Source organism: Novosphingobium kalidii (genome assembly GCF_040534015.1).
GTDB lineage: Bacteria > Pseudomonadota > Alphaproteobacteria > Sphingomonadales > Sphingomonadaceae > Novosphingobium > Novosphingobium kalidii.
The window spans coordinates 314,900-339,699 of sequence record NZ_JBEWLY010000013.1 but is presented as its reverse complement, the minus strand read 5'-3'; the positions used below and the strand labels follow the sequence as shown (position 1 = coordinate 339,699).

Here is a 24,800-nt window from a genome sequence, read left to right as displayed (position 1 = left end):
TCATGCCTGACTTGCGCCAGCGTTCGATGGCTCCCGAACTGATGGACGGCGATGATGTGACGCTGGAAGCTTTCTCCGCGTGCGTCACGGATCTGGCGCAAGTCAACACCGTGACGCTCGCTCGAGGTCCCACACTCGCCTTTGTAAAGCGCGCCATCAGGGGCATGGGGCCAAACGCGCGACCGATCATCCTCGACGTAGGCTTCGGTGCAGGCGACATGCTGCGCAGCATTGCAACAATGCTACGGCGCAAGCGGCGCAAGGCCAGGCTGATAGGGATCGACCTCAACTGGCGCAGCGAGGCCGTCGCGCGCGCAACGACCGACGCCGATCTCGGGATTGAGTGGCACACCGGCGATGCTTACGCCTGGCCGGAAAAGGATGCGCCCGATCTGGTGATCAGTTCGTTGGTCACTCACCACATGGATGATGCTGAAGTCGTGCGGTTCCTTGCCTGGATGGAGAGCACTGCCCAGCGCGGCTGGTTCGTCAACGATCTGCATCGCCACGCCCTTGCCTGGCACGGCTTCACCGCCGTGGCCGCTCTGGCCCGCTGGCATCCATTTGTCCGGCACGATGGGCCGCTTTCGGTTGCACGCAGCTTCCGCCGGGCCGATTGGGAGCGGCTTCTCTCTCAAGCTGGCGTCAAGGAGGCGAAGGTTCGCTGGCGCTTCCCGTTCCGCTACTGCGTGGAGCGGCAACGATGGTGACGCCTATCTTGGTCATCGGCGGCGGACTGGCGGGCGGAGCCGTGGCAACCCGTCTGGCTCAGGCGGGACGAGCGGTCACAGTGCTCGAGCGCGAGGCAGGCCCACACGAGAAGGTCTGCGGCGAATTTCTCTCGGTAGAGGCCTGCAGCGATCTCGAACGCCTAGGTCTCGATCCCGCCCGCCTGGGCGGCGTGGCGATTGACTGCGTCCGCGTGCACCGTGGGCGCCACACTGTTGAAACCGGGCTCCCTTTCGTGGCCCGGGGCCTCAGCCGTGCTGTCCTCGACGAAGCGCTGCTGGAGGAGGCGGCCACAGCCGGAGCCGAGGTCGTGCGCGGGGTGCGCGTGACCGGTCTTTGCGGACAGAACGTGTCTGCTTCCGATGGGGAACGGACGGCTGAGCACATCCTGCTCGCCACCGGCAAGCATGACCTGCGCGGCCACGCGCGCACCCCTCCAGCTACGCGAGGCGGCTACATCGGCTTCAAGATGCACTGGCGGCTGCCACGCCACTCGCTCGATGCCATTGGCTCGGCCATCGAACTGGTGCTGTTCGGGCACGGTTATGCGGGGCTGCAAAGGGTTGCCGCGCGTGAGGCGAACTTGTGCCTAGTGGTCAAACGCAGCCACTTCGCCGAACTCGGCAATAATTGGGAAAGGTTGCTCGCTTCACTCCTACGCGAGCAGAGGCTTGGACAGCGGCTTGAGGATGCAGAGCCACTCTTCGCCAAGCCATTGGCCATCGCCAACCTTCCTTACGGCTATCTCCACCGCGCGCGGGCAGACGAGCCGGCACATGTGTGGCGGCTTGGTGACCAGGCCGCGATGACTGCATCCTTGAGCGGAGATGGCATGGCGGTGGCCTTGCGCAGTGCGCATGTTGCAGCGGACTGTCTGGTAAGCGGCGCACCGACTGCCGATTTCCAACGCCTCCTTTCCGCCCAGACAAGTAAACAAGTGCGCCGTGCTATGCGTTTGCAGCGGCTTTCGGAACGCCCTTTCGCACTCGGCGCCGGTTTGCTCGCGGCTCGGCTCTGGCCGGGCCTATTAGCGCTCGGCGCGCGTGCCACGCGTTTACCTTTCTACCCCGAAGTGCATGCATCTCGGCCGTAGAAGGGCCTTCCTTTCCCGGAAAATTAACTGGTACATGTTAGATGCTGTTCCCATTGGGGGCTCAGATGGAACTCGAGTTGGATGGAGCTGGTCTGTACGGTGAACACTATGGAGCCATGCAATCGCTGGAAGATGCGATGCAGGCTGCAACCCGCGCCGAACAGCGGCTGCGCGAGGCGATAGACCTTCTGCCTCAAGGTATCGTCTTCCTCGATGCGGACGGGCGATATATCCTCTGGAATCAGCAGTACGCGGAAATCTATGCCGTTTCTGCCGACCTTCTCGCTCCCGGCGTCCGTTTCGCCGACACACTGCGAGTGGGCATAGAGCGCGGCGACTACCCCGAAGCTATCGGTCGCGAGGAGGAATGGCTGCAGGAGCGCCTCGCTCGCATGGCCGCACCGGCGTCGCGGCACGAGCAGCGCTTGGCGAACGGACGCCGCATCTTGATCGACGAGCGCAGAACCTCGGATGGAGGCACGATCGGCGTTCGCGTCGACATCACCGAACTACGTGAGAGCGAAGAAGCCTTCCGCCTGCTGTTCGAACGCAACCCTGTGCCGATGCTGGTTCACGACATCGAGAATGGCTTTATCCGCGCTGCCAACCCCGCTGCGGCCGATTACTTCGGCTATACCGTGGAGGAATTGGAAGGTTGCGCTGCTCGCAAGCTGTTCGCGGAAAGCGAGTGGCAGCGCGCCGAGCGAATGCTTGCGCTGGACGTCACAGATCCCCATCAGGTTTGGCCAATGCGCCGCGCGGACGGTCAAATCGTCGAGGCCGTTATTTCCACTCGCCTGTCGCAGCTCGAGGGGTATGCGGCCACAATCATCTCCGTGTTCGATATAACCGCGCGTCGTCGCATCGAACAGCGCATGGCTCACATGGCCAAGCATGATGAACTGACCGGTCTGGCCAACCGGGCCCACTGCCGCGAGCACCTGCGTCACCTACTGGAAGACGCGAACACCGGTGAGGCGGTTACGCTGGCTCTCATCGACCTCGATCACTTTAAGGCGGTGAACGATACGTACGGGCACCACTATGGCGACGCGTTGCTGACCGATGCGGCGCGCAGGATGCAAGAGTTGCTTCCAGCAAACTCGCTGCTCTGCCGCATCGGCGGAGACGAGTTCGCGCTCATTTTCCACAAAAGCAGCCGCACACAGGCCGAAATCGTTTCCCGCTCGATCATCAGCGTTCTGTCGCAGCCGTTCCTCGTTCAAGGCAACGTGCTTCATATTGGAGCCACTGTCGGCCTGGCGTTTTCCTCCCATGACAGCAAAGATCCCGAGACGCTGCTGCGCTACGCAGACCTGGCGCTCTACGCCGCCAAAGCCGAAAAGCGCGGCACGTGCCGCAGCTTTGAGCGCGAGATGGACGCGGCGGCGCAGGAGAAGACGAGACTGGAAATCGACTTCCGCCAAGCGCTTCAACGCGGAGAGTTGCAGATCCACTATCAACCACTCGTCAATCTCGAGAGCGGCGCAGTGGAGTGCTATGAAGCTTTGCTCCGTTGGTACCATCCTCTGCGAGGCGCCATTTCGCCGGATGTGTTCATCCCGCTGGCCGAGGAAATCGGACTCATCGAAGCGGTAGGGCGGTTCGTGATCCAGGCCGCGTGCCGAGAGGCTATGAACTGGCCAGAGCACATCAAGCTGTCCGTCAATGTCTCACCCCTGCAGTTTCGCAATGGAAATCTGATCAGTACCGTTATCGGTGCGCTCAGTGCCGCAAATTTGCCGGCCGAGCGGCTTGAATTGGAAATCACCGAAGCCGTACTCATGGAGAAAGGACCGCGCCCCGGAGCGATCATCCGCAACTTGCGCGCCTTCGGAATTGGCATCTCGCTGGACGACTTTGGCACTGGCTATTCGTCGCTAAGCTATTTGCTGAATTACCCCTTCACCAAAATCAAGATCGACAAGTCCTTCATCTTGAACTTGACCCGTGAGAACAACTCGTGCGCCGTCATTCGCGCCGTGATCGGGCTTGGCCGAAGCCTCGGCGTCACGATCACCGCCGAAGGCATAGAAGACGAGACTGTGCGCAACTACTTGCGCGATGAAGGGTGCACGCAGGGCCAGGGCTTTCTTTTCGGCCGCGCTGCACCCGGTAGTGAACTGGTCGACTTCTCGGGCGACTCCCGCGAAAAGCATCGGATATCGGCATAGCGTCGAGCGCACCGCGCGAGGCAAGGGACGGCGGAAGCACTGTCCACTTGCAGCCTCTGCCCTGGTGCGCCGTTGTTTCCTGAAGCCTCCTGCTCTGACCGGCCCTCCGGAGCAGGCATCGCAACACAACGACAGGAATTGTCCAAGCATGCCCCGTATCGCCACGCTCACGATGAACCCGACGATCGATGTGTCCTACGATGTCACGCGCGTGCAGCATACGCACAAGATGCGCACCACTAACGAGCAATACGCTCCCGGCGGCGGAGGCATAAATGTGGCGCGCGTGTTCAAGCGGCTCGGCGGCGAAGCGTACAGCTTCTATCTGGCCGGAGGCGCAACCGGTGCAACGCTCGAGCGGCTGCTGGCAGAGTTCGACCTTGGATGCTGCCGCGTGCCGATCGCCGGCACAACGCGAATTGCCTCTGCAGTGCATGAGCTCGAGACGGGCAAGGAGTACCGCTTTACGCCCTCCGGGCCTTTGATCGAGGAAGCGGAGTGGCAGGCCTGCCTTGATGCACTATCCGATGCCCTGCCTCTCGATGCACTCGTACTCTCAGGGTCCCTGCCGCATGGCGTGCCGGCAGACTTCTATGCGCGAGCAGCCAAGCTGGCCACCGCCCACGGCACACCTGTCGTGCTGGATAGCTCCGGCGAGGCGCTGATGGCTGGACTGGAGGCGGGAGGCCTCCTGCTCGTCAAGCCGAGCCAGGGAGAACTGGCGGCGCTTGTCGGGCGCGAGCTCGAGAGCGCAGAAGAGATCGGCGCTGAAGCCATGCGGTTCGTGGAGACAGGCAAGGCGCGCCTTGTCGCCGTGACGATGGGCCATCTTGGCGCGGTGCTCGCGCGCGCTGAAGGAGTCTACTTCCTTCCGGCTCCTGAGATCGAAGCCAAGAGTGCAGTTGGGGCGGGCGACAGTTTTGTCGCCGGGATGGTTCACGCGCTGGCGAACGGCCGCAACGAGCTTGACGCGTTCTGCATGGGAATGGCCGCTGGGTCTGCCGCAGTGCTATCGCCGGGGACCGGTCTTGCCAACCGCGACGATATCGAGCGGCTTTATGAGCAAATCTGCAGCTGTCGCGTTTGACCAGTGTTCGCTCGGCGCGTCAGGCGATTATAGCGCGGCGGCAAAACTCCCAGATCGCATCCGCGAGTTTGTCACGCTTGCTGCGATCCGGAGCCCCTCCTTCTTCCGCGAGCAGCTCGACATGCACCGTCGCAGCCACGAAGTTATAAACGAAGTTGGCCTGCAAATGGGCGTCGCAAGGGCGTAGCGCGCCACGTTTCACGCCTTTGGCAATTTCCTCTGCCATCAGCGCGATGAGAGGACTGATTGCCACTTGCAGATCCTGAGGCCGGGATTCCGCCAGGCGCAAATGCTCCCGGCTCAGCGCTGCGCTGCGGCGCCCCCTCTCCGCACCTTTGTAGCCAAGCTGCCCCAGAACAAGTCCGGTCACAATGCGGCGCAGCCCTTCCACGGGGTCGCCGGCCTTCTCCGCTTCCCCCGCGAAGTGTTCAGCCGCCAGGCTAAGCGTGCGTTCAAACACCGCCAGGACCAGATCGTCCTTGCCGTTGAACTGCTCGTAGAAGGCACGCCGGGCCAGCCCTGAGCGCATGAGCACGGCTCGTATAGTGAGGCCTTCCAAGCCATCTTCATCCAGCAGGTCGTTTGCTGCGCGGATGAGCACCTGTGTGCGTTCAGTCTTGTCTTCGCTGCCGAAGCTACTCGTCTCAGGAGTGGTCATTGTGGCCATGGGAATAAGAGCTACGCGCGATCATTGGCTCGGTCCAGCAGTGAGTCGAGCGATCGGGAAGAGCGAGCATGTTGACTTGCCTCCACCTCGCGTCTACTGTTGAGAACAGTGTTCTCTGGGAGAAGAAGATGCCGAAAGTCACATTTGTCGCGCACGACGGCCGTGCGACTGAGGTCGATGTACCCGTGGGTGAAAACCTCATGCGCGGTGCGCTGTACAACGGCATAGAGGAAATCGTTGGCGAGTGTGGCGGCGGTCTCTCGTGCGCGACCTGCCACTGCTACATCGACGAGGATTGGACCGAGAGGGTCGGGTCACCTGCGTCTCAGGCTGAGGAAGAACTGCTCGAATCAGCCGGAGCCGAGGTTCGGCCGACCAGCCGGCTCAGTTGCCAGGTGGACATGACCGAGGCACTCGACGGCCTGGTCGTACACACGCCTGAAACCCAGTACTGAAGACCGGATCGGAGAGGAACGACATGCCTATTGACGCCGCCAACCCCGTCCCGCCCACATTGCCCCGCCGCGCTGGGCCTGACCAGATTCCCGATCACATACCGCAGGACATGATCCGCTCGGCTGGCATCACTTTCAGTCCTGAGTTTCTGAAGGCGCCGCACGACTTCATGGCGAAGCTGCATCAGGATTACCCGCCGATCTGGTACGACGTATCTCCGTTCGGCAACACCTGGACCGCGATCAAGCACGAGGACGCGCTGTTCGTCCTGCGCCACCCGGAGATCTTCTCAAACGAAGGCGCCACGCCCTTTCCGCGCGATCCGAACGACTACTTCTACTTCATCCCGATCGAAATCGATCCGCCGCACCATCGCAAGTACCGCAACATCGTGGACCCGCTGTTCAGCCCCAAAGCCGTGCTGCAGCTGGAAGACAAGATCCGCAAGCTTGCGAACGACCTGATCGACGAGGTCATCGACAAAGGCGAGTGCGAGTTCACCGAGGCATACGGCCGTCCTCTGCCGGTGTCGGTGTTCCTCGACATCATGGGCCTGCCGCAGGACATGCGCGACACGTTCGTTTCTTGGGCGGTGGAACTTCTGCATTCCAACGATCGCGCGAGCATGGGCAACGCGATGCAGAAAATCACCGCCTACTTGAAGGAAGCGATCGCCGAGAAGAAGGCAAACCCGGATGACGGCGTGGTGAGCCGCATTGCCCATGCAGAGTTCGACGGCGTGCCGCTATCCGACAAGGAGATCTTCGGCTTCGTCTGCTTCCTGTTCATCGGCGGGCTCGACACGGTGTTTGCCACCATGAACAACATCTGGCTCTACCTTGCCGAGCATCCGGATAAGCGCCGCGAGATCATCGAGCGTCCCGAAGACATCGACAAGATCGTCGAAGAGTTACTGCGCCGCTGGTCCGTCACCTTCTCGGGCCGCGTCCTGGCGCAGGATTATGAGATGCGTGGCGCAAAGATGAAGGCAGGCGACCGCATCACTTGCGTTCTGCCGGCCTGCAACTTCGATCCCGACGTGTTCCCCAACCCGCTGGAAGTTGACTTCGATCGCCCGCGCAAGACGATCCTGGCCTTCACCGTCGGCGTGCACAGCTGCATGGGCGCGCACCTCGCACGGCTCGAAGTCAAAATCGCGCTGCAGGAATGGCTCAAGCGTATCCCGGACTTCTCGGTGAAGCCGGGCACCGATATCGAATACCGACCCGGCGGCGTGGTCGGACCGGAATACCTGCCACTCGTCTGGTAACATGCCAGCGTCGCCCTGGATCGGGCCAGGGCGACGCTATCAGGCTCGCTGTGCCAGCAGCGCCTCAAGAGCGCGCCCGAATGCTTCCGGCCGCTCATACATCACCCAGTGCCCAGCATCGGAAACGACCTCCAGCTGTGCGTCAGGGCAGACCGTGCGCAAAGCTTCTTGCTGGAGCGCGGGATCGGGATGCGGCCGGTCGAACTCACCCCAGATCGCGTCCACACGACACCGCACCTCTGGCAGGATGCGCAAAAGCTTGTCCGGCAGCACCATGTCTGCAGCGAAAAGCCTCGCGCGCTTTGCGTTCGGCAACAGCATATGCACGGCAAGCTCATCGGCACTGTCAGGGTGGTGCAGCATGAGTGCGAGGAGATTGGCCTTGAGAACCGCCGCACGCTCCTCCCCGCGCAATCCGCTCACACCGCTGAGTGCGACCCGGCCATTTGGCGTGCCCAATCCGCCACAGCCGACAAGTATCAGTCGCCGCGCCAGCTTCGGGTAGAAAGCCGCGAGATGCGCGAAAACCACTCCGCCGAAGGAGAAGCCGCAAAGGTCAACCGCCCTCTCCTCGACACATATGTGTTTCAGGCCCACGGCGAGGGCTTTGACCATCCCTGCGTGATCCTGTGTCTCCGGCAATGCGGACTCGCCATGTCCTGGCAAGTCCACCGCAATCACGCGCCGTTCTGAGGCGAGCGCGTCGATGTTGCGTATCCAGTGCTGCCAAGAGCCCTGCGCGCCGTGCGCCAGCACCAGCGGCTTCCCTTTCCCCAGACGTGCCATACCGCAGTACCGTGACCGCAAGGTGTCTCGATCCGCTCGGCGCGTGATGCAACGTCTCTAAGAGCGGTCTCCGGGTCCGCAGCCTGCGCTTCCATCAGTATCGCCCGCCCACGACCTCATCAGCAGGCACGGCCTGCTCGATCATGGCCAGGTCATCAGCAGAGAGTGTAAGTTCAGCCGCCGACACGTTCTCGTTCAGGCGCTCGATCTTTCGGGTGCCCGGTATCGGCACGATGTCCTCTCCCTGATGCAGCACCCAGGCGAGTGCCAGTTGCGCCGGAGTACAGCCCTTGTGGCTCGCCAGCGCCACCAGCGCATCCACCAGGCGCAGATTTGCCTGTCCTGCCTCGGTCTGGAAGCGCGGCATGGTCGCGCGAAAGTCGCCGTCTGGCAGCGTGCCGGGCTGGACGGTGCCGGTCAGAAAGCCGCGACCTAGGGGACTGTAGGGCACAAGGCCGATCCCCAACTCGCGGATGGTAGGGAGCACTTCCGCCTCGATGTTGCGCGACCACAGCGAATATTCGCTTTGCAGCGCCGCGACGGGATGCACTGCATGCGCCCGCCGGATCGAGTCCGGATCGGCCTCGGACATGCCGAACCACTGCACCTTCCCCGCGGCAACCAGCTCGCTCACCGCGCCAGCGACGTCCTCAACTGGAACCTCCTTGTCGACGCGGTGCTGATAAAGCAGGTCGATGCGGTCGGTGCCCAGCCGCCGCAGCGAGGCTTCCACGACCTCGCGGATGTGTTCGGGTCGGCTGTCCATGCCGTTCGCCTTGCCCGTCTCCGGATCGATCCTGAAGCCGAATTTGGTGGCAAGCACTACTTGGTCGCGGAACCCCGCGATGGCACGCCCCACCATCTCCTCACCGATGAAGGGCCCATAGATTTCGGCTGTGTCGAACAGCGTAATCCCCTGCTCGTAAGCTTTGCCAAGCAAGGCATCGGCCTCTGCCTGCGTGATTTTCTCGCCGTAGGCACCGCTGATGCTCATGCACCCGAGCCCCAGCTTGGTGACTCTCAGGCCATTGCCGAGTTCGCGCTTGTCCATTGCTGTCCTCTCTCGCCGTTCCACCTTGCCTGCATGAAAGCATACCCGGCCGCCCGTGCCAAACGGGGGAACGGCAGCAGGCCTCAGCGGTGACGAAACACCACGATGAGGTTGTTAGCCGGCATCTCGAACGTCGCCTCGAGCGCAAGATCGTGCGCGGCCGCAAGCTCCGACACGTCGTCGAGTTCTCGCAGCCCCCAACGCGGGTCGCGGGCTTTGAGGTCGGCGTCGAACGCAGCGTTGCTCGTCTCTAGCGGCCGGTCGCCCCGGCGGTACGGTCCGTAGAGCAGCAGAGGCGCGCCCTTCGCGAGCAGCCGCCTCGCACCCGCCATCAGCCCGACCGTAGCCTCCCACGGGCTGATATGGACCATGTTGATGCACAGCAGAGCATCGGCGCGCTCAACGGGCCAGTCCGGGTCGGCTGCATCCAGCGCGAGAGGCTCCAGAAGATTGGCCGAAGGGTGGGCTAGCCGCCATGCGGCGATCGAGGCCCGCGCCTCCGGCGAAGGGTCCGTTGGCTGCCAGGTGAGTCCCGGCAACTCGCGCGCGAAATGCAGAGCATGCTCACCGGTGCCGCTGGCGACTTCTACGATCAAACCTTGGGGCGGCAGCGTATCGCGCAGCACCTGCAGGATGGAATCGCGGTTGCGAGCGACGGCGGGAGCCTGGCGGCGAGCATCATGCATCGGGGTTGCCTAGCCCCTTCCCGCCCTCATGCAAACGCCGCTCTAGTGCGCCGCTGCGGGACCGACGCCCTTGGGAGGACGTGGCGCCAGCCAGATCGCCATGGCGGCGAACACCAGGACAACAGCAGCCACCATGAACAGATGCGTAGTCCCGACAGCCAAACCCTGCTGCGTCACCACTTGTTCGATGACCGCCCGAGATTGCTCTACCCCGAAGCCCCGTTCCTGCATGCGCGCGAGCAGCTCGGGTGCGCCATTCAGCTCTCCTGCCATTTGCGCGGTGTCGGTTCGGGCCTGGTTGCTCCAGTACGTCGTTACCACTGCGGTCGCGATCGCGCCGCCAAGAGTGCGGCCGAAGTTGGCCATGCCGGCAGCGGAAGCAGTCTCACGCGGCTCCACCGCTCCCAGGCTGATAGTGGTCAGGGGCACCATGAACAGTGCCACCCCGGCCCCCTGCAGCAATTGCGGCATAGCAAGCGTCCAGAAGGTCGCATCGGTCGACCACCACACCGAGCGAAGGAGCGCACACACCCCGAGCCATGCAATGCCGGTGAACACCAGCAGGCGCGGGTCGAACCGCTTCATCAGTGCCGGCACCAAGGGCGACATGACCACCGCCAATACGCCGCTAAAGGCCATGACGTACCCCGCGTGTGTCGCAGTGTATCCCAGCGAAGTCTGAAGCCACTGCGGGATGACGACGATGGAAGAGAAGTACGTGCCAAAGGCCAGGATTAGCGACAGCGTCGCCGCCGTGAAGCCGGGATGCCGAAATACCTTGAGGTCGACGATCGGGTGTTCCTCCGTCAGCTCCCATATCAGGAACAGCGCGAAGAAAATGGCGGCCACCACGGCGCAGCCGACGATGAAGGACGAGGCAAACCAGTCCTCTTCACGTCCCTTATCGAGCATCAGTTGCAGCGCCCCGACCCAGGTAACGAGGAGAGCAAGGCCGATGCCGTCGATCGGCGTCTTCTGCGTGGGAGTTTCGACACCGCGAAGGAGCGTGACCACGCCAAAGAGTATCAGCGCGATGATTGGGACGTTGATGAAGAAGATCCATTCCCAGGACCAGTCATCGCTGATCCAGCCGCCCAGGATCGGCCCGAGAATGGGAGCGATCACGACCGTCATCGCCCACATTGCCATCGCTTTGGGGTGCAGTTCCCGAGGAAAGATCCGCAGCATGATGGTTTGAGTGAGCGGCATGAGCGGACCGCCGCAGAAGCCCTGTCCGAGGCGGAACGCCACCAGCATGCCGAGGCTCTCGGACAGGCCACACAGGACCGAGAAGATGCCAAAGCCCAGGAGAGAGAAAACGAATGTGCGCAGCGTGCCGAAACGTCCAGCCAGCCAGCCAGTCAAAGGTACGCAAATCGCCTCCGCAACCGCATAGGAGGTGATGACCCAGGTCCCGCTCGACACGGAGACTGCGAGGCCGCCGGCAATATGCGGCACCGAGACATTGGCGATTGTCAGGTCCAGCACGACGATAAAGTTCGCCATCGCCAGCACCAGACCGGCGATCATCAACTTCACGCCGCTATAGGGCCGAGGTTCCTCCGAGGGCTCGAACAGCCCCTGAACAGCTGCTGCGCGCGAGGCCATCAGCGACGGCTCGTGAGGTCGATAGTGGCTTCCATCGACAGGCCGACACGCAAGGGATGCGCCCGCAGTTCCTCGGCATCCAGTGAGATGCGAACGGGCAGGCGCTGGACGACCTTGATCCAGTTGCCCGTGGCATTCTGCGCAGGGATCAAGGCGAACGCCGAGCCCGTACCCCCGGCAAAGCCCATGACCTTGCCGTGATAGACGACATCGTCTCCGTAAAAGTCGGAGGTCAGGTCCACGGTCTGGCCGCTCCGCACCTTGCCGAGTTCGTCTTCCTTGAAGTTGGCTTCGACGTAGAGCTGCTCAAGCGGCACGATGACCATCGCGACCGATCCGTTCGTGACGCGCTGCCCCACCTGAACCGAGCGCTGTGCCACCACACCATCGATTGGTGCGCGGATCACCGTACGGGCAAGGTCCAGCTTCGCCTGCGAGAGGCGCGCTCTTGCAGCCCTCACTTCGGGCGCCTCGTCCATCGGCAAGCCCTCGGTCAGGGCCACCGTAGCGGCTTCGTTGCGCCGCGCGCTGGTGGCATCCGCGCGCGCCTGGCTGAGGCTCGCCTCAGCCTGCAGCACAGCCGCCTGGCTGGCGCTGAGGATGTTGCGTGCGCTGGTGAGTTCCTCCCCGGAAACGGCGCCGCTTCCTTCAAGCGAGGCACGCCGCTGGTAGTCCGCTCGCGCTTTTTCGAGGTCGGCCCGGGCCGACGCGAGCTGAGCTTGTGCAGCAGGCACCGCCGCTTCCTTTGCCTGAGCCGTGGCGCCGGCAGCAGAGCCCTGCGCCCGTGATTGCGTGTAGCGGCGCTGAGCCGCTGCCAGTTCGGCTTCTGCTTGTGCGACGGCGATGCTTTGATCTTCGTCGTCGAGCCGCATGAGCAGTTGGCCGCGACGGACCGGCTGCGTGTCAATCACGGCGACCTCAACCACCTGACCTGCAGTCAGCGGTGTCACTTGCGCGGTGTCGGCCGCCACATAGGCGTTGTCGGTCGAGACCCAACGGCCGCCGATGAACGTCTCGTACAGCAGATAGAGACCGCCGATGACGACGACGGCGACCAGCACGCCCATCAGCAGAGGCCGGCGCTTCGACTTGTCCACCACGGCACCCGACGGATCACCTGCCCCTGCGGCGCGCGGCGCCTCACCAGCGGGCTGGTTGTGCTCGATGTCACTCATCTGTCGAAACCTTTTCCTTCATATGCTCCGCGTAACCCCCGCCGAGCGCTCGCTTGAGAGCGACTTCACTGGCCACAATGCGGAATTGGGCATCGATCGCCGCCTCACGCGATGCGAGTGCGAGCTGCTGCGCGCTGAGCGCCTCGATGTAGCTGTAGAGCCCGGCGTCGTACCGCAGCCGGGCGAGATCATAGGCGGCGTCCGCGGCGGCAACGGCGCGTTGCGCGTCATGCGCTTGCTCCCGCGCGGCCTCGCGTGTCGCCAGCGCATCGGCGACCTCGCGCAAGGCGTCCACGACGGTGGCGTTGTAATCCGCCACGGCCAGGTCGAAATCCCCCCGCGCCCGGCGATACTCCCCACCCAGTCTGCCTCCGTCGAAGATCGGCAGGCTCAAGGCTGCACCGGCATTGCCGTAAGTCGAGCCGGAATCGATCAGGTTCGACAAGCCGATCGAGGTGAGCCCGAGCAGCCCCCGCAGCGATATGTCCGGCAGGAAAGCCGTCTTTGCAACGTCGATGCGGCTGCCCGCGGCTTCCACGCGCAGGCGAGCAGCGACGATGTCCGGGCGCCGTCCTGCAAGCGCGATCCCGGCGTCAGGGGGCAGCACTGCCTCGTCGACTTGCGTCAGCGGGCGCGGCCGAATGGTCAGCCCGCGATCGGGACCGGCACCCAGCAGAGCAGCGAGCGCATGGCGCCGCGCCGCGATCTGCTCGCGGTTGGCGGACAATGCGATGCGCGCACGGGCGGTCTCCGCCTCGGTCTGGCGGACTGGCGTCTGGTTCTCGATACCTTGCTCAGCGCGCCTCCGAGTCAGACCGCCCAGGCTTTCCCGCGACGCCACCGCTTCTGACAACGTCGCCTCTCGAGCGATCAGCCGAGCAAGGTCGAGGTAGGAGGAAACGACGTTGCTTGCGATCAGCAGCCGCGCCTGGCTGGCATCGGCCATCGCGGCTTCGGCTTGCGATGTCGCCGCCTCAAGCAGATTGCGGCGACGCCCCCATAGATCGAGATCAAAGTCGCCGGTCAGCGCCAGATCGCCCCTGCTCTTCCAGCCTTTCGGCACGAACTCGGCCGGAATGCCGTTGTTGTAGCTTTGCTTGACTACACCGGCAGAGCCTTGGCCGCCGATCTGCGGGAGGAGCTGCGACCCCACGACCTCGGCCGCACCGCGCGCCTGCCGGATGCGGGCCTCGGCGGCCGCCACGCTGGGCGATCCCGCAAGCGCCTCGGCAACGAGCGCGTCAAGCTGCGGGTCGCCATAAGCTCTCCACCACTCCTGCCGCGGCCATTCGGCCGACGGCTCTGCCGTGGCGAAAGTGCGACTGGTATCAAGCATGGCGGGGGTGCGGACCTGAGGCCGCGGCCCGAGGTTGGGCATGCCGCAAGCGGAGAGTGCCAAGGTAATCGTCAGCAGACCCGACGCACCGACTCGGAAAGAGAAATGTGTACTCATCAGTACAGCTCCATTCGTGTTTCGCATTGCGCTTGTCAATACAAAAGTGTACTGCCCCGTACACAATGGAAAAAGAGATGGGAAAGCGGGAGCAGAACAGGCAGAAGCGTCGTGCGGCGATCGTTCAGGTCGCGACGCGCTCGTTCCTCGAACAAGGCTATGCGGCCACCAGCATGTCTGCGATTGCCGACGAACTAGGCGGCTCCAAAGCAACGCTGTGGTCTCACTTCGCGTCGAAAGAACAGCTGTTCAGCGCAGTGGTAGACGAACTGGTTGCGCAGTTCGCTTCTGAGATGGAGGGCGCCACCGTTGCTGGTGGCTTCTCCGTTGACGGGCTACATCGCTACTGCCTTCGCTTCTTACGCACGCTGATGCGCCCGCAGTCGATCAGCGTGTTCCGCCTTATCATGGGCGAGGGCGGCCGCTTTCCGGAGCTCAACACCGTGTTCCACGTCCGTGGCCCCGCGAAAGTGCTGAACTACCTGACCGAATTCATGGCGACACGTTTCAGCCGCGCCGAGGCGGGGCGAGTGGCCCTGCTGGTCACTTCCGCGCTGGTGGGATGGCGTTCGCAAGTATTGACGCGCCCAGGCCCCGTATTGCCGGGCGAGGCCGAGCAGTTCGTGGACGACTTCATTGCTCATCTGCAGCTACCCGAATACAAAGACACTCCGAAGCAGCCCGGAACCTAGCGCTCTGCCGAGAGGCAGATCCGCGGCCATCGCAGGAGTAAGCGTGTCAGCACCCGATCTATCGCTTCTGGGCACGCGCCGATTGGGGCCAATGTTCGCCGTCCAGTTCCTTGGCGCCTTCAACGACAATCTGCTCAAGTTCGCCCTTCTCTTCCTCGCCAACTTCACCGTCTTCGCCGCTGAGCCGGAAAAGACCGAGCAGCTAGCGGTGATCTCGGCCGGCTTGTTCATCCTGCCTTACTTCCTGTTCTCAGCGGTTGCGGGTCAGATCGCGGACCGGGTGGACAAGAGCAGGCTCGTGCGGCTGGTGAAGTGTGCCGAAGTGCCGATCATGACCGTTGCCCTGGCAGGGTTCTGGCTCCAATCAGTGCAGGTACTGCTGGTCTGTCTATTCCTGATGGGTACGCACTCTGCATTCTTCGGCCCTGTCAAATACTCGATCCTGCCGCAGCACCTGCGCCGGGACGAGATCATGGGCGGCACTGGCCTGATCGAAGGTGGCACATTCGTTGCGATCTTGGGCGGCCAGCTTTTGGCTGGCTTCATCGCCCCTCAATCCGCCGGCATGGTTGCCCTCATTCTCTCTTTGGCAGGTCTTCTCGCAAGCCTTGCCGTGCCGCCTGCTCCGCCATCGCGCGGCGGTCACCCTGTCGACCTGAACATCCTGCGCGGCACTTGGCAAGTCGTGCGAGCGGCCCGGCACGGCCGCGGAGTATGGGCGGCCATCCTGGGCATCAGCTGGTTCTTTACGGCCGGGACGGTTCTGGTGAGCGAGTTCGCGCCGCTGGTATCGGGGACGTTGGGCGGAGGGCAGTCCGTAGTGAACGTGTTTCTCGCGGTCTTCTCGGTGACAATCGCAATCGGCTCGCTTGCCGTAAACCGGCTGCTCAAGGGCGAAGTCTCCGCCCGTTACGTCCCCGTCAGTGCTCTCGGCATGGCAGCGGGGCTCATCGATCTCTGGCTATCCTCACAAGCGTTCGAAATGCAGGCCACGCGGGCGGGCGTCTGGGAGTTCCTGTCGTATCCGGGAGCTTGGCGGCCACTTGCAGACGTGGTGCTGATCGCGTTCGCGGGCGGCATGTTCATCGTGCCGCTCTACGCCATCCTGCAAGTCGATACTGCACTGGATGAACGCTCCCAGGTGATTGCGGCAAACAACATCATCAATGCCGCCGTCACCGTGGTCGTGGTCGGCGCAGTCAGCGCATTGTTGGCCAGCGGCATCGACGTCCCCGGCGTGATCGGCACACTCGGCTTTGCCACCCTCGCTGTGGCACTAATAGCCTTCTACGGCACCTGGAAGCAGCCCGCCATCAAGTAGGCGAAGCCCACCTCAGGCCAGCCTCAAAGCCACCCCTGCTCGCGGTACCACTGCGCCGTGGCCTTGAGGCCGGTACGCGTTTCCACCTGAGCTTCCCAGATTTCGGGCGGCACATGGGCGGAAGGGTGTCCGGTCCAGTCGGGATGGCTGAAGTATGCAGCGCGATCTGGCGTCATCTTGGCTCCGCGCCCGCGCAGGAACCCATCGATCCCCGCGGCGCGACGCAGCGCCGCAGGTGAAAGGCCGAGCACCTTGGGTCGCCGGTCTACCGCCCAGCCGATCGCCAAGGCGAGTTCGCGATGCTCCCATCCACCAGCGCGTCCGTCATCCGGCTCAAACGTGCGCCCGCTCACACCTTCGCCGCCCGGAAGCAGAGCGAGGAGCAGCCGCGCGAGATCGTCAACGTGAATAAGCGACGCTCGGCCTTCCTTCGGCATAGGGATGACGCCCCAGCGTGCCGCCCGGAACAACTCGAACATTTCCTTGTCGCGCGGCCCGTAAATGGCCGGTGGACGCACGACCGTCCAGTCGAGCAGGCTGGCCATGACGACCTTTTCGCCCCGTTCCTTGGATGCACCATAGGCAGAAAGCCCCGGCTCTCGCGCCGAGAGCGAAGAAACGTGGATAAAGCGCCGCACACCTTCGGCACCCGCCGCCTCGACGAGATTCAACGTGCCAACGTAATTGCCAGCCCTAAACGCCTTGGCGTCCGGCCCATTGACCACGCCCGCAACATGCACAACCGCGTCGGCACCACGCACGAGTTCGGCAAGCGCGGCGCGATTCTCCAGATCTCCCAAAACCCACTCGACACCGGCTCGTGGTTCCTGCGGCGAGCGCGCGAGCACGACCAGCTCATGCCCAGCCTCGAGTGCGGACTCCACAAAAGCCCGGCCGACAAAGCCGGTCCCTCCAGTCAGCGCAATAATCACTTCAGAACCAGCTGGTCGCGGTGAATAACTGCAGAGCGGGGTGCATATCCCAGTAACTCCGCATGCTCGCTGGAGTGCCGGCCTTTCAGCCGCGCGCACTCCTGGGCGTCGTACTCAGCAAGCCCGTGCGCCAGCACGCAGCCTTCCTCGCTGCAGATCGCAACCGGATCGCCGCGGTCAAACTGCCCCTCCACTCGCGTGATGCCTTTGGCCAGCAGGCTCGATCCGCCCGCCAGAGCCACCGCCGCGCCCGAGTCGACGGTCAGCTCGCCTTTGAGACGAAGCCGCCCACCAAGCCACGCCTTGCGCGCACCCGACTTGCGCCGCGCCCGGAACAGCGTGCCGATACCCTCCTGCGTTACGCGCGCGATTGGCCGCTCGTGAATTCCATTGCCGATCACCAGCGCGATCCCGGCGAGCTCCGCGATCTCGGCGGCCTGCAGCTTGGAGGTCATCCCACCCGAGCCCATGCCCGATGCTGATTCGCGGCTCGCCATCGCGTGAATCTCGGCCGTGACGCCATCAACTTCGGCGATCAGCTGCGCACCGGGTTCTCTGGGATTGCGATCGTAAAGCCCGTCCACATCGGAAAGCAGCAGCACCGCACTCGCTTGCGCCGCCTGGGCCACGCGAGCGGCAAGGCGGTCATTGTCGCCGAAGCGGATTTCCTGCGTCGCTACCGTGTCGTTCTCGTTGATCACCGGCACGGCGCCCGCATCGAGCAACCGCGCCAAGGTGGCTGTGGCATTGAGATAGCGGCGTCTGTCCTCGAGGTCGTCCAGCGTGAGCAGAATTTGCGCCGCCGTCAGCCCGTGGCTGCCCAGCAGTTCCGCCCACAGGCCGGAGAGCGCAATCTGGCCGACAGCCGCCGCCGCCTGTGCGTCAGCCAAGCTGCCGCGGCCACCCTTGTCGAGGCCCAGACGCGCGGCGCCCAAGGCAATGGCGCCCGACGAAACGATGATGACGCCCTGCCCTCGCGCCCGCACCTCGGCGATTTCCGCCACCAAACCACTCAGCCACTCGCGTCGGACGCCCCCTGCTCCAACCAGAAGCGACGAGCCCACCTTCACTACGAGGAGAGGGCACAGCGCCGTATCGGCAAGGTCGGAAAGACTGGCGATCGTCATGGGAGCGCAAGCCTCTAGGCAATTCACGCTGTCATGGAAAGCACCGAGGTCCGACGCTGGGGGCGGATCGTCGTGCCTCCGATGGAACTGGTCTCACCACCGCTCAGAGCGGCGACCAAGGGGTCTCGTCTTCCTCTTCGCGCTCGCCCTGAGGGCGCTCGGTTACGGTGGCTGCCGGCAGATGCGCGATCACGGCGTCGAGCAAAGCATCGATGCCCTCGCCCGTTGCACCAGAGATCGCGAAAACCTTGTCAGCTCCGGCTTCCTGCAACTCGCTGGCAAACCCTGAAGCGAGTTCAGGGTCGGCTAGATCGATCTTGTTGAGCACGATCAGGCGCGGCTTCTCGTCCAGGCCAGCACCATAAGCCGCGAGTTCCTCTTCCACGACCTGCATCGCCTCCGCCGGATCGGTGCCGGCGATATCGATAAGGTGGATGAGCACGCGGCAGCGCTCAATGTGGCCAAGAAAGCGGTCACCGATGCCCGCACCGTCCGCGGCACCGGCGATCAGACCGGGGATGTCGGCCAGCACAAACTCACGCGCCTTGTGCCGCACCACCCCCAGCTGGGGATGCAGCGTAGTGAAGGGATAAGCGCCGACCTTCGCGCGGGTGTTCGTGAGCTGGTTGATGAAGGTAGACTTGCCGGCATTCGGCAGACCAACAAGGCCAACATCCGCCAGCAGCTTCAGCCGCAGCCACACCCACAATTCTTCCCCCGGCAAACCAGGCTGGTGCTGACGCGGTGCGCGGTTGGTCGACGTCTTGTAGGAAGCGTTGCCGCGGCCACCGAGCCCGCCTTCCAGCAGCGTCAAGCGCTGTCCGGCTTCGACCAGATCGGCCAGCACCATGTCCCGATCCTCGTCATCGATGATCTGCGTCCCTACGGGGACTTTGATCACGAGGTCCTTGCCTTGTGCGCCTTTTCGGTCCTTGCCCATCCCGTGCCCGCCGCGCGGCGCCTTGAAATGCTGCGTGTATCGGAAATCGATGAGCGTATTGAGACCCGCGACCGCTTCGAAAATGATATCGCCGCCTTTGCCGCCGTCGCCACCATCGGGACCGCCGTACTCGACGTACTTCTCGCGCCGAAAGCTCACCGCGCCGGGGCCGCCCCCGCCGGAGCGAATATAGATCTTGGCTTGGTCGAGAAAATGCATGGGCGGTCAAGTCCGATGGAGCGTATGCGGCCAATCGCGGTCCGCCAAAATGCGAGCGGCCGCAGTTATGTGCGGCCGCTGGTGCAGTTTTTCAATTACTGGTGGAGCCGAGGGGGATCGAACCCCTGACCTCGTCATTGCGAACGACGCGCTCTCCCAGCTGAGCTACGGCCCCGTTCCAGCAATCGCACAAGGCAGAAGCGACCACCTCGCGAGTGGCCTCATTAGCGAACCCACCCCGCGCACGAAAGAGGTAATTTCCGTCAACGACAGCTCACTGTGCGGTTACCGCCTCCGCGCGCTGCTCCGGCGCAAGGACGATGATGCCGCCGTATTTTGCCTGCCAAGCCGCGAGGTCGGCGCGGTACTGGTCGTAAGCGTTGAAGAAGTCCATGAACGGGGCTTCGATCTTCGCCAGCCCTTGTGGAGCGTAGCCTTCCAACTGGCCTGCGGGTACCTGCGCAAGCTCTGCAGCGATCTGCATGGCAGCTTCACAGAAAGTGGTTTTCACCGGTGGAACAGCGAAGAAGTTGTAGACCTGCGTCTGGTATGTCTCGCGCTCGCGGATGCCTGTTTTGCCAAAGGCGCCTTTGAAATTCTTGTCCAGCTCGTCGTCGACGCGGTCCAGCGACTTGTCGTGAACCTTGAGGAACTGCTTGTACCCCGCCAGAATCGGTTCGTACTCGGGTTCAACGCAGTTCAGCGCCGCCACGTTGAAGGCGGACCGAAAGTTCCACACAGTCTGCGCGGTCGACACGTTGCTGTTCACTGTGGTGCGGACGCCGTTATCCGCCATTTCAGGAATGCGCATGCTTTCCGGAGCGCCCATCGGCGGCTGCGGCTGCGGAGGGATCACCACCACGGGCGGCGGCGGCGGCGGCGGGGGTGGTGCCTTCTGCGCGCAAGCAGCGAGAATGCTGATGAGCACCGCAGCGGGCGCAAACTTCCAAAAACGTTTACACATCGGAACCGTCACCGACCCTCTCCACCATGTGAGGTGTTCCATCTAAACGCTTAGCCACTCATTGCAAATGCCCGACGCGAGGATCCCGCGCCGGGCATATTCATTCACCTGTGGATGATTCGAAGCGGAACGCTTCGAAACATCGTTTAGTCGCGCTGACCCATGAAGCTCAGCAAGAACTGGAACATGTTGATGAAGTCCAGATAGAGGCTGAGCGCGCCAAGCACGATCGCCTTGCCGGCGAAATCGGTGCCGGCCAGTGCAAAGTACTGCTGCTTCAGACGCTGAGTATCGTAAGCCGTCAGGCCCGCGAAGATTAGCACGCCAAGGATCGAGATCCCCATCTGCAGCGCTGTCGACTGCACGAACAAGTTGATCAGCATGGCAACCAGAATACCGACGAGACCCATGATCATGAAGGAGCCCATGCCGGACAGGTCCTTCTTCGTCGTGTACCCTGCAAGGCTCAGACCCGCAAAAGCGGCTGCCGTGGCGAAGAACGTGGTTGCGATCGACGAGGCGGTGAAGACCAGGAAGATCGTCGACAGCGAGAGGCCCATGACCACGCAGAAGCCCCAGAACAGTGCCTGCAGCTTCGCCGTGCTCATTCGATTCGCACCGAAGCTCATGCCGAACACGAAACCAAGCGGAGCAAGAGCGATCACCCACCAAAGCGGCGTCCCGACCACCTGCGCGGCCAGACCCGAATTGGCAAAGAGCATCGCTACGACGCCTGAAAGCAGCACGCCGGACGCCATGTAGTTGTAGATCGACAGCATGTGCTTGCGCAGTCCGGCGTCAAAGCCAGCCCGCACATCCGCGCGGCCGCCGAGGCCCGGGGACGCACCGAAGCCCGTGCGGGGCTGGGGGTCGTTCCAGTTAGCCATTGTAAACTCCCTTACCGGCACCGCCCAATGCGGTGGTTTCCGGCCTATGCGAATATTGGCCTTCTTCGTTGACATTTCAAGAAGAACCCGCCGAGCCTGTGCGTGACGAATTGTGTCAGGTAGAGCGGGCGGCCTTACCCATTTCGGCTGACCGGCGCTGGGCGGCGGCCATGGCTTCTTCCACCAGGCGCGACAGTTGCGCGTTCTGATCGAACACGTCCAACCCAGCCTGGGTGGAGCCGCCAGGACTTGCTACGCGCCGGGCCAGCTCGCCAGGCCCATGCGGAGACGAAGCTGCCAGCAGGGCCGCGCCTTCGGCCGTATTCAGCGCGAGTCGCTGCGCCTGCGCGGCCGGCACGCCGAGCGCCACGGCGCCAGCGGCCATAGCGTCGATGAAGCGGTAGACGAAAGCCGGCCCACAACCCGACAATGCCGTGACTGCATCGAACAGCGCCTCGCTGTCTAACCACTCAGGGGAGCCGAGCGGGGCCAGCAAGCTCTCCAGTGTATTTCGCTCGCCCTCAGCCAAGCCCAGCGCTGCCAAGGCGAGCGGCGACTTGCCGATAGCGGCAGCAAGATTAGGCATGACCCGGACTATCCCGCCGTGGTCGGGAAAGCGGGCAGCAAGCGTTTGCAGTTCGACGCCAGCAAGGATGGAGAGAAGCACAGTGTTGCCGCCCACCGTCTTGGCGACCTGCGGCGCCACGGCATCAAGCAACTGCGGTTTCACCCCGAACAATACGACGTCAAACACTCGGTCGGGCACTTCACGCAGGAGCGCCACGCTTTCAGGAGCGGCCTCCAGGCCCGGGTCCGCAATCGTGAAGCGAGAGGGGTCGAGGCCGCCCTTCAGCCAGCCCTGCAGCATTGCGCCGCCCATGTTGCCGCAGCCGACAATCAGTATTTGCTTGAACCGCTCCATCGCCATCTCCTTGCTCGGCGCCAACCGTCCTCAGGCCTCGCCCGCCGCGTCGACCAAGGCGGCCGCCAGGGCTTCAGCCGGCGTCTTGTCCCCCCAAAGGATGAACTGGAAGACCGGATAGAACCGGTCGCACTCATCGATCGCGGCTTCCACGACGGTTTGCGCCTGTGCGGGACCAAGCAGGCCTTCGTCGCCCAGCATCAAGCCATGGCGGTACAAGACGACCCCTCCGCTGGACCAGATGTCGAAGTGACCCAGCCAGAGCTGCTCGTTGATGAGCGCCAGCGCCTCGACTGTCGCGGAACGCTTGCCTTCGGGCACGCGGATCTCCGGCAGGCACAACAATTGCAAGACATGGTCTTCGGACCGCCAGATCGCCTGGAACTGGTACGTCGCCCAGCTTCCTTTCACCTCGGCAGAGATTTCATCCTCGCCCACGTATTCGTAGGGCCAGTCACGCGCTTCGAAGAGCGCCGCCAGCATCTCTACCGGTGCGGCCTCTTCTTCGCGTTCGATCTCGTCGCCCACGCTTCTCATAAATCCCGTCATTACGCCTCCAAGACGCCTAGTGATTGCGTCGGCTCGGGTGTGCGGCACAATCGCACGGCCGCACACGGCTGCGTAAAACTGCACAAGCCTGTGAACAGCGTGTGGATAAGCTGTTCGTTACGAAATGCGCCTTAGTCTGGAAGACGATCGACCACCTGACCGGCGGGGCTCGTCCAAACAAAGGCGTTCGCAACGTCCGCCTTTTTAACCTGGGCTGCGAAATCACTCGCGGCCTTTTGCGTTTCGAAAGGCCCAACCAGAATACGGTTGGTGCGACCCATTTCCGTCACGTAGGGCTGCCGCCCCTTGAACAAGGCAGGGTTGGCCTTGGCTCTCCTGCCCCAATCAAACGCAATCGCCTTTTCGTCGCGGCCGACGCCGGTCTGCACCCAGATGCGACTGGGATGGCTGGGCACCGCCTTCTTGCCCTCTGCCTTCTTCCCAGCCGCTTTTTTGTCGGTCGCTTTCCCGACAGGCTTTTTCGTGGCCTCGGGCTTGGGTGCCGGCGTCGGTTCCTCCGTCTTGCTTACGGGCGCTTTTGCCAGCTCAGCCGCCGGAGCAGGAGGTGGTGCCGGCTGGGCAGGTTCTATCGAGAGAACATCGACAGCCCCGGCGATCGGCGCAGACGCGCGGCTCGGCGCTCCAAGATCGGCAAAGACCTGCTCGAGAGTGGCGGGGTTGGGAGGGGTCTGGACTACGGAGTTCGCGCTGGAGGCATTTGCCGCCCCGACGCGAGCGAGATCGAACCCGGGTGCTGGCGTCGGTGCCGTGGCCGGGCCTGCAGGGGCCGAGCCTTCCGGGCCGGAAGGCGTCCCCTGCGGTGCTGCCGAAGCCGCCGAGCGCGAGATCCCCATACCCCGTGCGGCTCCCCCGGTGGTGGGAACCGCAGAATTCGTCGTGCCTGCACGAGAGGCCGTAGAAGCCGATGTGTTGGAAGCGATTGTGCTTGAGGCCGGCGAACTCGCCAAAGCGCGACCGGGCACCGAAGATGCCGCTGCGGGCACCTGAGCGGCACCTGTTGCCACTGCGGTTCGTGGTCGCGCAGCCACTGAAGGCAGCTCACCGCTGTCGCGGTCAATAGCAGGAATCGGCTCTGGAGGCGCGACCCGCGCGGCCGCATTCGCCTGAGCGCGCGCAAGCCTGTCTGCCCGCTCCTTGGCCCGTGTCTGGGCGCGGCTAAGGGGTTGTGCTGCAGACTGCTGCGCTACCGCCGTTCGCCCGCTTCCTAGCGCCCGGCCTTGAGGTATCAGCTGAGCACCCGCAGCCGCAACTCGCGCGGTCGGAGCCGAGGACGCGAAAGCCGCGATGAGCGGATCGTCGCGTCCTATCTCGGCGGCGCGCGGGAACTTGCCCAGGTTCGCCGCAGCTGCCTGCTGCGCGCGCGTCAAACGTGGCATGTACCGGAGGTAGGGCGTAATGCTTTGCGCCAGCGGCTCCGGCAAAATAGCGCGGACGGTCTCGACCGCCTCTTTCGTCTTACCCGCAATCGCCATTGCAAACGCGTGCGAACGCCAGCCTGGCTTGTCCTGCTTGCGCAGCAACGGCATCAGCATGGCTTCCGAACCAGCAGCATCGCCCGTGATGGCGAGGCTTACCCCCAGGCGCCTGCGCACCTCATCGTCATCCTCTCGCGACAGTGCCAGGCGATAGTATTTCTGCGCCGTAAGGGGATCACCGACCAGATCGTAGGCCAGCCCTCGGTCTGCGGCGACTTCGCCAGCTGCGCCGCCGGCCTCAGCGCGCGCAAACAGCGGGATGGCTTGGGTGGGGTCGCCTTGCAGTACAAGCGCCCGCGCCAATCCCGCCTGCACGCGGGGATTGTTGGCCGAAATTCCGTCCGCTCGCCTGTAGAAACCGGCGGCAGCTTCAGGATCGCCTAGCGCATTGGCAGCATCGCCCGCTTCGATCAGCGCATCGATGTTACGCGGATCTCTCGCTAACCGCGCCAGCGCCTCATTGAGCTGCCGTGACTCCGCACTCGGCAGCGCCTGCACCACGGGTCGGGCGACCAC

General features: G+C 63.6%; 23 protein-coding genes and 1 tRNA gene. 8 read left to right on the top strand and 16 right to left on the bottom strand.

The genetic code is table 11. The annotated features are described in order from the left end of the window. The first annotated feature begins 2 nt into the window (after nucleotides 1-2). The 4 genes from ABVV53_RS08400 to ABVV53_RS08385 all read left to right on the top strand — a co-directional run bounded on the left by ABVV53_RS08400 (nucleotide 3) and on the right by ABVV53_RS08385 (nucleotide 5,083). The gene (locus tag ABVV53_RS08400; RefSeq protein ID WP_353983935.1) at nucleotides 3-710 is read left to right on the top strand and encodes a methyltransferase domain-containing protein; all 708 of its coding nucleotides are present in this window, start codon (nucleotides 3-5) and stop codon (nucleotides 708-710) included. Further along, a complete protein-coding gene (locus ABVV53_RS08395; protein WP_353983934.1) occupies nucleotides 704-1,822 on the top strand; it encodes an NAD(P)/FAD-dependent oxidoreductase in 1,119 nt (372 codons plus the stop codon). Before ABVV53_RS08400 ends, ABVV53_RS08395 begins: the two co-directional genes overlap by 7 nt. A 65-nt stretch (nucleotides 1,823-1,887) precedes the next feature. Next, a complete protein-coding gene (locus tag ABVV53_RS08390; protein ID WP_353983933.1) occupies nucleotides 1,888-3,996 on the top strand; it encodes a putative bifunctional diguanylate cyclase/phosphodiesterase in 2,109 nt (702 codons plus the stop codon). Nucleotides 3,997-4,144: 148 nt separating this feature from the next. Further along, a complete protein-coding gene (locus tag ABVV53_RS08385; protein ID WP_353983932.1) occupies nucleotides 4,145-5,083 on the top strand; it encodes a 1-phosphofructokinase family hexose kinase in 939 nt (312 codons plus the stop codon). A gap of 19 nt (nucleotides 5,084-5,102) precedes the next feature. Here ABVV53_RS08385 and ABVV53_RS08380 read toward each other — a convergent pair whose 3' ends face one another. Continuing rightward, nucleotides 5,103-5,750: a TetR/AcrR family transcriptional regulator gene (locus ABVV53_RS08380; protein ID WP_353983931.1), complete on the bottom strand. Its 648-nt coding sequence runs from the start codon at nucleotides 5,748-5,750 to the stop codon at nucleotides 5,103-5,105. Nucleotides 5,751-5,878: 128 nt separating this feature from the next. Between ABVV53_RS08380 and ABVV53_RS08375 the strand changes: the two genes are divergently transcribed. After that, nucleotides 5,879-6,205, top strand: coding sequence for a 2Fe-2S iron-sulfur cluster-binding protein (locus ABVV53_RS08375; RefSeq protein WP_353983930.1), 327 nt, complete (start codon nucleotides 5,879-5,881; stop codon nucleotides 6,203-6,205). Nucleotides 6,206-6,228: 23 nt separating this feature from the next. After that, a complete protein-coding gene (locus ABVV53_RS08370; protein WP_353983929.1) occupies nucleotides 6,229-7,476 on the top strand; it encodes a cytochrome P450 in 1,248 nt (415 codons plus the stop codon). Nucleotides 7,477-7,515: 39 nt separating this feature from the next. Here the strand turns inward: ABVV53_RS08370 and ABVV53_RS08365 are convergent, their stop codons facing one another. The 6 genes from ABVV53_RS08365 to ABVV53_RS08340 form a co-directional block, all read right to left on the bottom strand. Continuing rightward, complete coding sequence (locus ABVV53_RS08365; protein ID WP_353983928.1) at nucleotides 7,516-8,262, bottom strand: alpha/beta fold hydrolase; 747 nt, start codon at nucleotides 8,260-8,262, stop codon at nucleotides 7,516-7,518. A 94-nt stretch (nucleotides 8,263-8,356) separates the two neighbouring features. Next, nucleotides 8,357-9,313, bottom strand: a complete 957-nt coding sequence (locus ABVV53_RS08360; protein WP_353983927.1) for an aldo/keto reductase — start codon at nucleotides 9,311-9,313, stop codon at nucleotides 8,357-8,359. An 83-nt stretch (nucleotides 9,314-9,396) separates the two neighbouring features. Continuing rightward, complete coding sequence (locus ABVV53_RS08355; RefSeq protein ID WP_353983926.1) at nucleotides 9,397-9,999, bottom strand: DUF938 domain-containing protein; 603 nt, start codon at nucleotides 9,997-9,999, stop codon at nucleotides 9,397-9,399. A 42-nt stretch (nucleotides 10,000-10,041) separates the two neighbouring features. Beyond that, complete coding sequence (locus ABVV53_RS08350; RefSeq protein ID WP_419956763.1) at nucleotides 10,042-11,607, bottom strand: DHA2 family efflux MFS transporter permease subunit; 1,566 nt, start codon at nucleotides 11,605-11,607, stop codon at nucleotides 10,042-10,044. Further along, nucleotides 11,607-12,782 (bottom strand): HlyD family efflux transporter periplasmic adaptor subunit, encoded by a 1,176-nt coding sequence (locus tag ABVV53_RS08345; protein WP_353983925.1) that lies wholly within the window; start codon nucleotides 12,780-12,782, stop codon nucleotides 11,607-11,609. Before ABVV53_RS08345 ends, ABVV53_RS08350 begins: the two co-directional genes overlap by 1 nt. After that, nucleotides 12,775-14,235 carry an efflux transporter outer membrane subunit gene (locus ABVV53_RS08340; protein ID WP_353983924.1) on the bottom strand — a complete coding sequence of 487 codons (1,461 nt, stop codon included), beginning with the start codon at nucleotides 14,233-14,235 and terminating at the stop codon, nucleotides 12,775-12,777. Before ABVV53_RS08340 ends, ABVV53_RS08345 begins: the two co-directional genes overlap by 8 nt. A 77-nt stretch (nucleotides 14,236-14,312) precedes the next feature. Here ABVV53_RS08340 and ABVV53_RS08335 point away from each other — a divergent pair, with 77 nt between their 5' ends. Then, the gene (locus ABVV53_RS08335; protein WP_353983923.1) at nucleotides 14,313-14,927 is read left to right on the top strand and encodes a TetR/AcrR family transcriptional regulator; all 615 of its coding nucleotides are present in this window, start codon (nucleotides 14,313-14,315) and stop codon (nucleotides 14,925-14,927) included. Nucleotides 14,928-14,970: 43 nt separating this feature from the next. Beyond that, nucleotides 14,971-16,248: an MFS transporter gene (locus ABVV53_RS08330; protein WP_353983922.1), complete on the top strand. Its 1,278-nt coding sequence runs from the start codon at nucleotides 14,971-14,973 to the stop codon at nucleotides 16,246-16,248. 23 nt (nucleotides 16,249-16,271) lie between these two features. Here ABVV53_RS08330 and ABVV53_RS08325 read toward each other — a convergent pair whose 3' ends face one another. The 9 genes from ABVV53_RS08325 to ABVV53_RS08285 all read right to left on the bottom strand — a co-directional run bounded on the left by ABVV53_RS08325 (nucleotide 16,272) and on the right by ABVV53_RS08285 (nucleotide 24,800). After that, nucleotides 16,272-17,180: an NAD-dependent epimerase/dehydratase family protein gene (locus ABVV53_RS08325; RefSeq protein WP_353983921.1), complete on the bottom strand. Its 909-nt coding sequence runs from the start codon at nucleotides 17,178-17,180 to the stop codon at nucleotides 16,272-16,274. Continuing rightward, a complete protein-coding gene (proB, locus tag ABVV53_RS08320; RefSeq protein WP_353983920.1) occupies nucleotides 17,177-18,307 on the bottom strand; it encodes a glutamate 5-kinase in 1,131 nt (376 codons plus the stop codon). Before proB ends, ABVV53_RS08325 begins: the two co-directional genes overlap by 4 nt. Nucleotides 18,308-18,410: 103 nt before the next feature. Continuing rightward, nucleotides 18,411-19,466, bottom strand: a complete 1,056-nt coding sequence (gene obgE / locus ABVV53_RS08315) for a GTPase ObgE (protein WP_353983919.1) — start codon at nucleotides 19,464-19,466, stop codon at nucleotides 18,411-18,413. Nucleotides 19,467-19,565: 99 nt separating this feature from the next. Beyond that, nucleotides 19,566-19,641, bottom strand: a tRNA-Ala gene (locus ABVV53_RS08310). Between the two features lie 99 nt (nucleotides 19,642-19,740). Next, nucleotides 19,741-20,430 (bottom strand): hypothetical protein, encoded by a 690-nt coding sequence (locus tag ABVV53_RS08305; protein WP_353983918.1) that lies wholly within the window; start codon nucleotides 20,428-20,430, stop codon nucleotides 19,741-19,743. A gap of 146 nt (nucleotides 20,431-20,576) precedes the next feature. Continuing rightward, nucleotides 20,577-21,317, bottom strand: a complete 741-nt coding sequence (locus ABVV53_RS08300; protein WP_353983917.1) for a Bax inhibitor-1/YccA family protein — start codon at nucleotides 21,315-21,317, stop codon at nucleotides 20,577-20,579. Nucleotides 21,318-21,432: 115 nt separating this feature from the next. Beyond that, nucleotides 21,433-22,239, bottom strand: a complete 807-nt coding sequence (gene proC / locus ABVV53_RS08295; RefSeq protein ID WP_353983916.1) for a pyrroline-5-carboxylate reductase — start codon at nucleotides 22,237-22,239, stop codon at nucleotides 21,433-21,435. Between the two features lie 30 nt (nucleotides 22,240-22,269). Continuing rightward, nucleotides 22,270-22,788 (bottom strand): type III secretion system chaperone family protein, encoded by a 519-nt coding sequence (locus tag ABVV53_RS08290; RefSeq protein ID WP_353983915.1) that lies wholly within the window; start codon nucleotides 22,786-22,788, stop codon nucleotides 22,270-22,272. 131 nt (nucleotides 22,789-22,919) lie between these two features. Then, the gene (locus tag ABVV53_RS08285) at nucleotides 22,920-24,800 is read right to left on the bottom strand and encodes a tetratricopeptide repeat protein (RefSeq protein WP_353983914.1); all 1,881 of its coding nucleotides are present in this window, start codon (nucleotides 24,798-24,800) and stop codon (nucleotides 22,920-22,922) included.

Bases quoted from the DNA above. Each gene is read 5' to 3' on its own strand.
- ABVV53_RS08400 (WP_353983935.1), top strand. From the start codon at position 3: ATGCCTGACTTGCGCCAGCGTTCGATGGCTCCCGAACTGATGGACGGC.
- ABVV53_RS08395 (WP_353983934.1), top strand. From the start codon at position 704: ATGGTGACGCCTATCTTGGTCATCGGCGGCGGACTGGCGGGCGGAGCC.
- ABVV53_RS08390 (WP_353983933.1), top strand. From the start codon at position 1,888: ATGGAACTCGAGTTGGATGGAGCTGGTCTGTACGGTGAACACTATGGA.
- ABVV53_RS08385 (WP_353983932.1), top strand. From the start codon at position 4,145: ATGCCCCGTATCGCCACGCTCACGATGAACCCGACGATCGATGTGTCC.
- ABVV53_RS08380 (WP_353983931.1), bottom strand. From the start codon at position 5,750: ATGGCCACAATGACCACTCCTGAGACGAGTAGCTTCGGCAGCGAAGAC.
- ABVV53_RS08375 (WP_353983930.1), top strand. From the start codon at position 5,879: ATGCCGAAAGTCACATTTGTCGCGCACGACGGCCGTGCGACTGAGGTC.
- ABVV53_RS08370 (WP_353983929.1), top strand. From the start codon at position 6,229: ATGCCTATTGACGCCGCCAACCCCGTCCCGCCCACATTGCCCCGCCGC.
- ABVV53_RS08365 (WP_353983928.1), bottom strand. From the start codon at position 8,262: ATGGCACGTCTGGGGAAAGGGAAGCCGCTGGTGCTGGCGCACGGCGCG.
- ABVV53_RS08360 (WP_353983927.1), bottom strand. From the start codon at position 9,313: ATGGACAAGCGCGAACTCGGCAATGGCCTGAGAGTCACCAAGCTGGGG.
- ABVV53_RS08355 (WP_353983926.1), bottom strand. From the start codon at position 9,999: ATGCATGATGCTCGCCGCCAGGCTCCCGCCGTCGCTCGCAACCGCGAT.
- ABVV53_RS08350 (WP_419956763.1), bottom strand. From the start codon at position 11,607: ATGGCCTCGCGCGCAGCAGCTGTTCAGGGGCTGTTCGAGCCCTCGGAG.
- ABVV53_RS08345 (WP_353983925.1), bottom strand. From the start codon at position 12,782: ATGAGTGACATCGAGCACAACCAGCCCGCTGGTGAGGCGCCGCGCGCC.
- ABVV53_RS08340 (WP_353983924.1), bottom strand. From the start codon at position 14,235: ATGAGTACACATTTCTCTTTCCGAGTCGGTGCGTCGGGTCTGCTGACG.
- ABVV53_RS08335 (WP_353983923.1), top strand. From the start codon at position 14,313: ATGGGAAAGCGGGAGCAGAACAGGCAGAAGCGTCGTGCGGCGATCGTT.
- proB (WP_353983920.1), bottom strand. From the start codon at position 18,307: ATGACGATCGCCAGTCTTTCCGACCTTGCCGATACGGCGCTGTGCCCT.
- obgE (WP_353983919.1), bottom strand. From the start codon at position 19,466: ATGCATTTTCTCGACCAAGCCAAGATCTATATTCGCTCCGGCGGGGGC.
- ABVV53_RS08305 (WP_353983918.1), bottom strand. From the start codon at position 20,430: ATGTGTAAACGTTTTTGGAAGTTTGCGCCCGCTGCGGTGCTCATCAGC.
- ABVV53_RS08300 (WP_353983917.1), bottom strand. From the start codon at position 21,317: ATGGCTAACTGGAACGACCCCCAGCCCCGCACGGGCTTCGGTGCGTCC.
- proC (WP_353983916.1), bottom strand. From the start codon at position 22,239: ATGGAGCGGTTCAAGCAAATACTGATTGTCGGCTGCGGCAACATGGGC.
- ABVV53_RS08290 (WP_353983915.1), bottom strand. From the start codon at position 22,788: ATGACGGGATTTATGAGAAGCGTGGGCGACGAGATCGAACGCGAAGAA.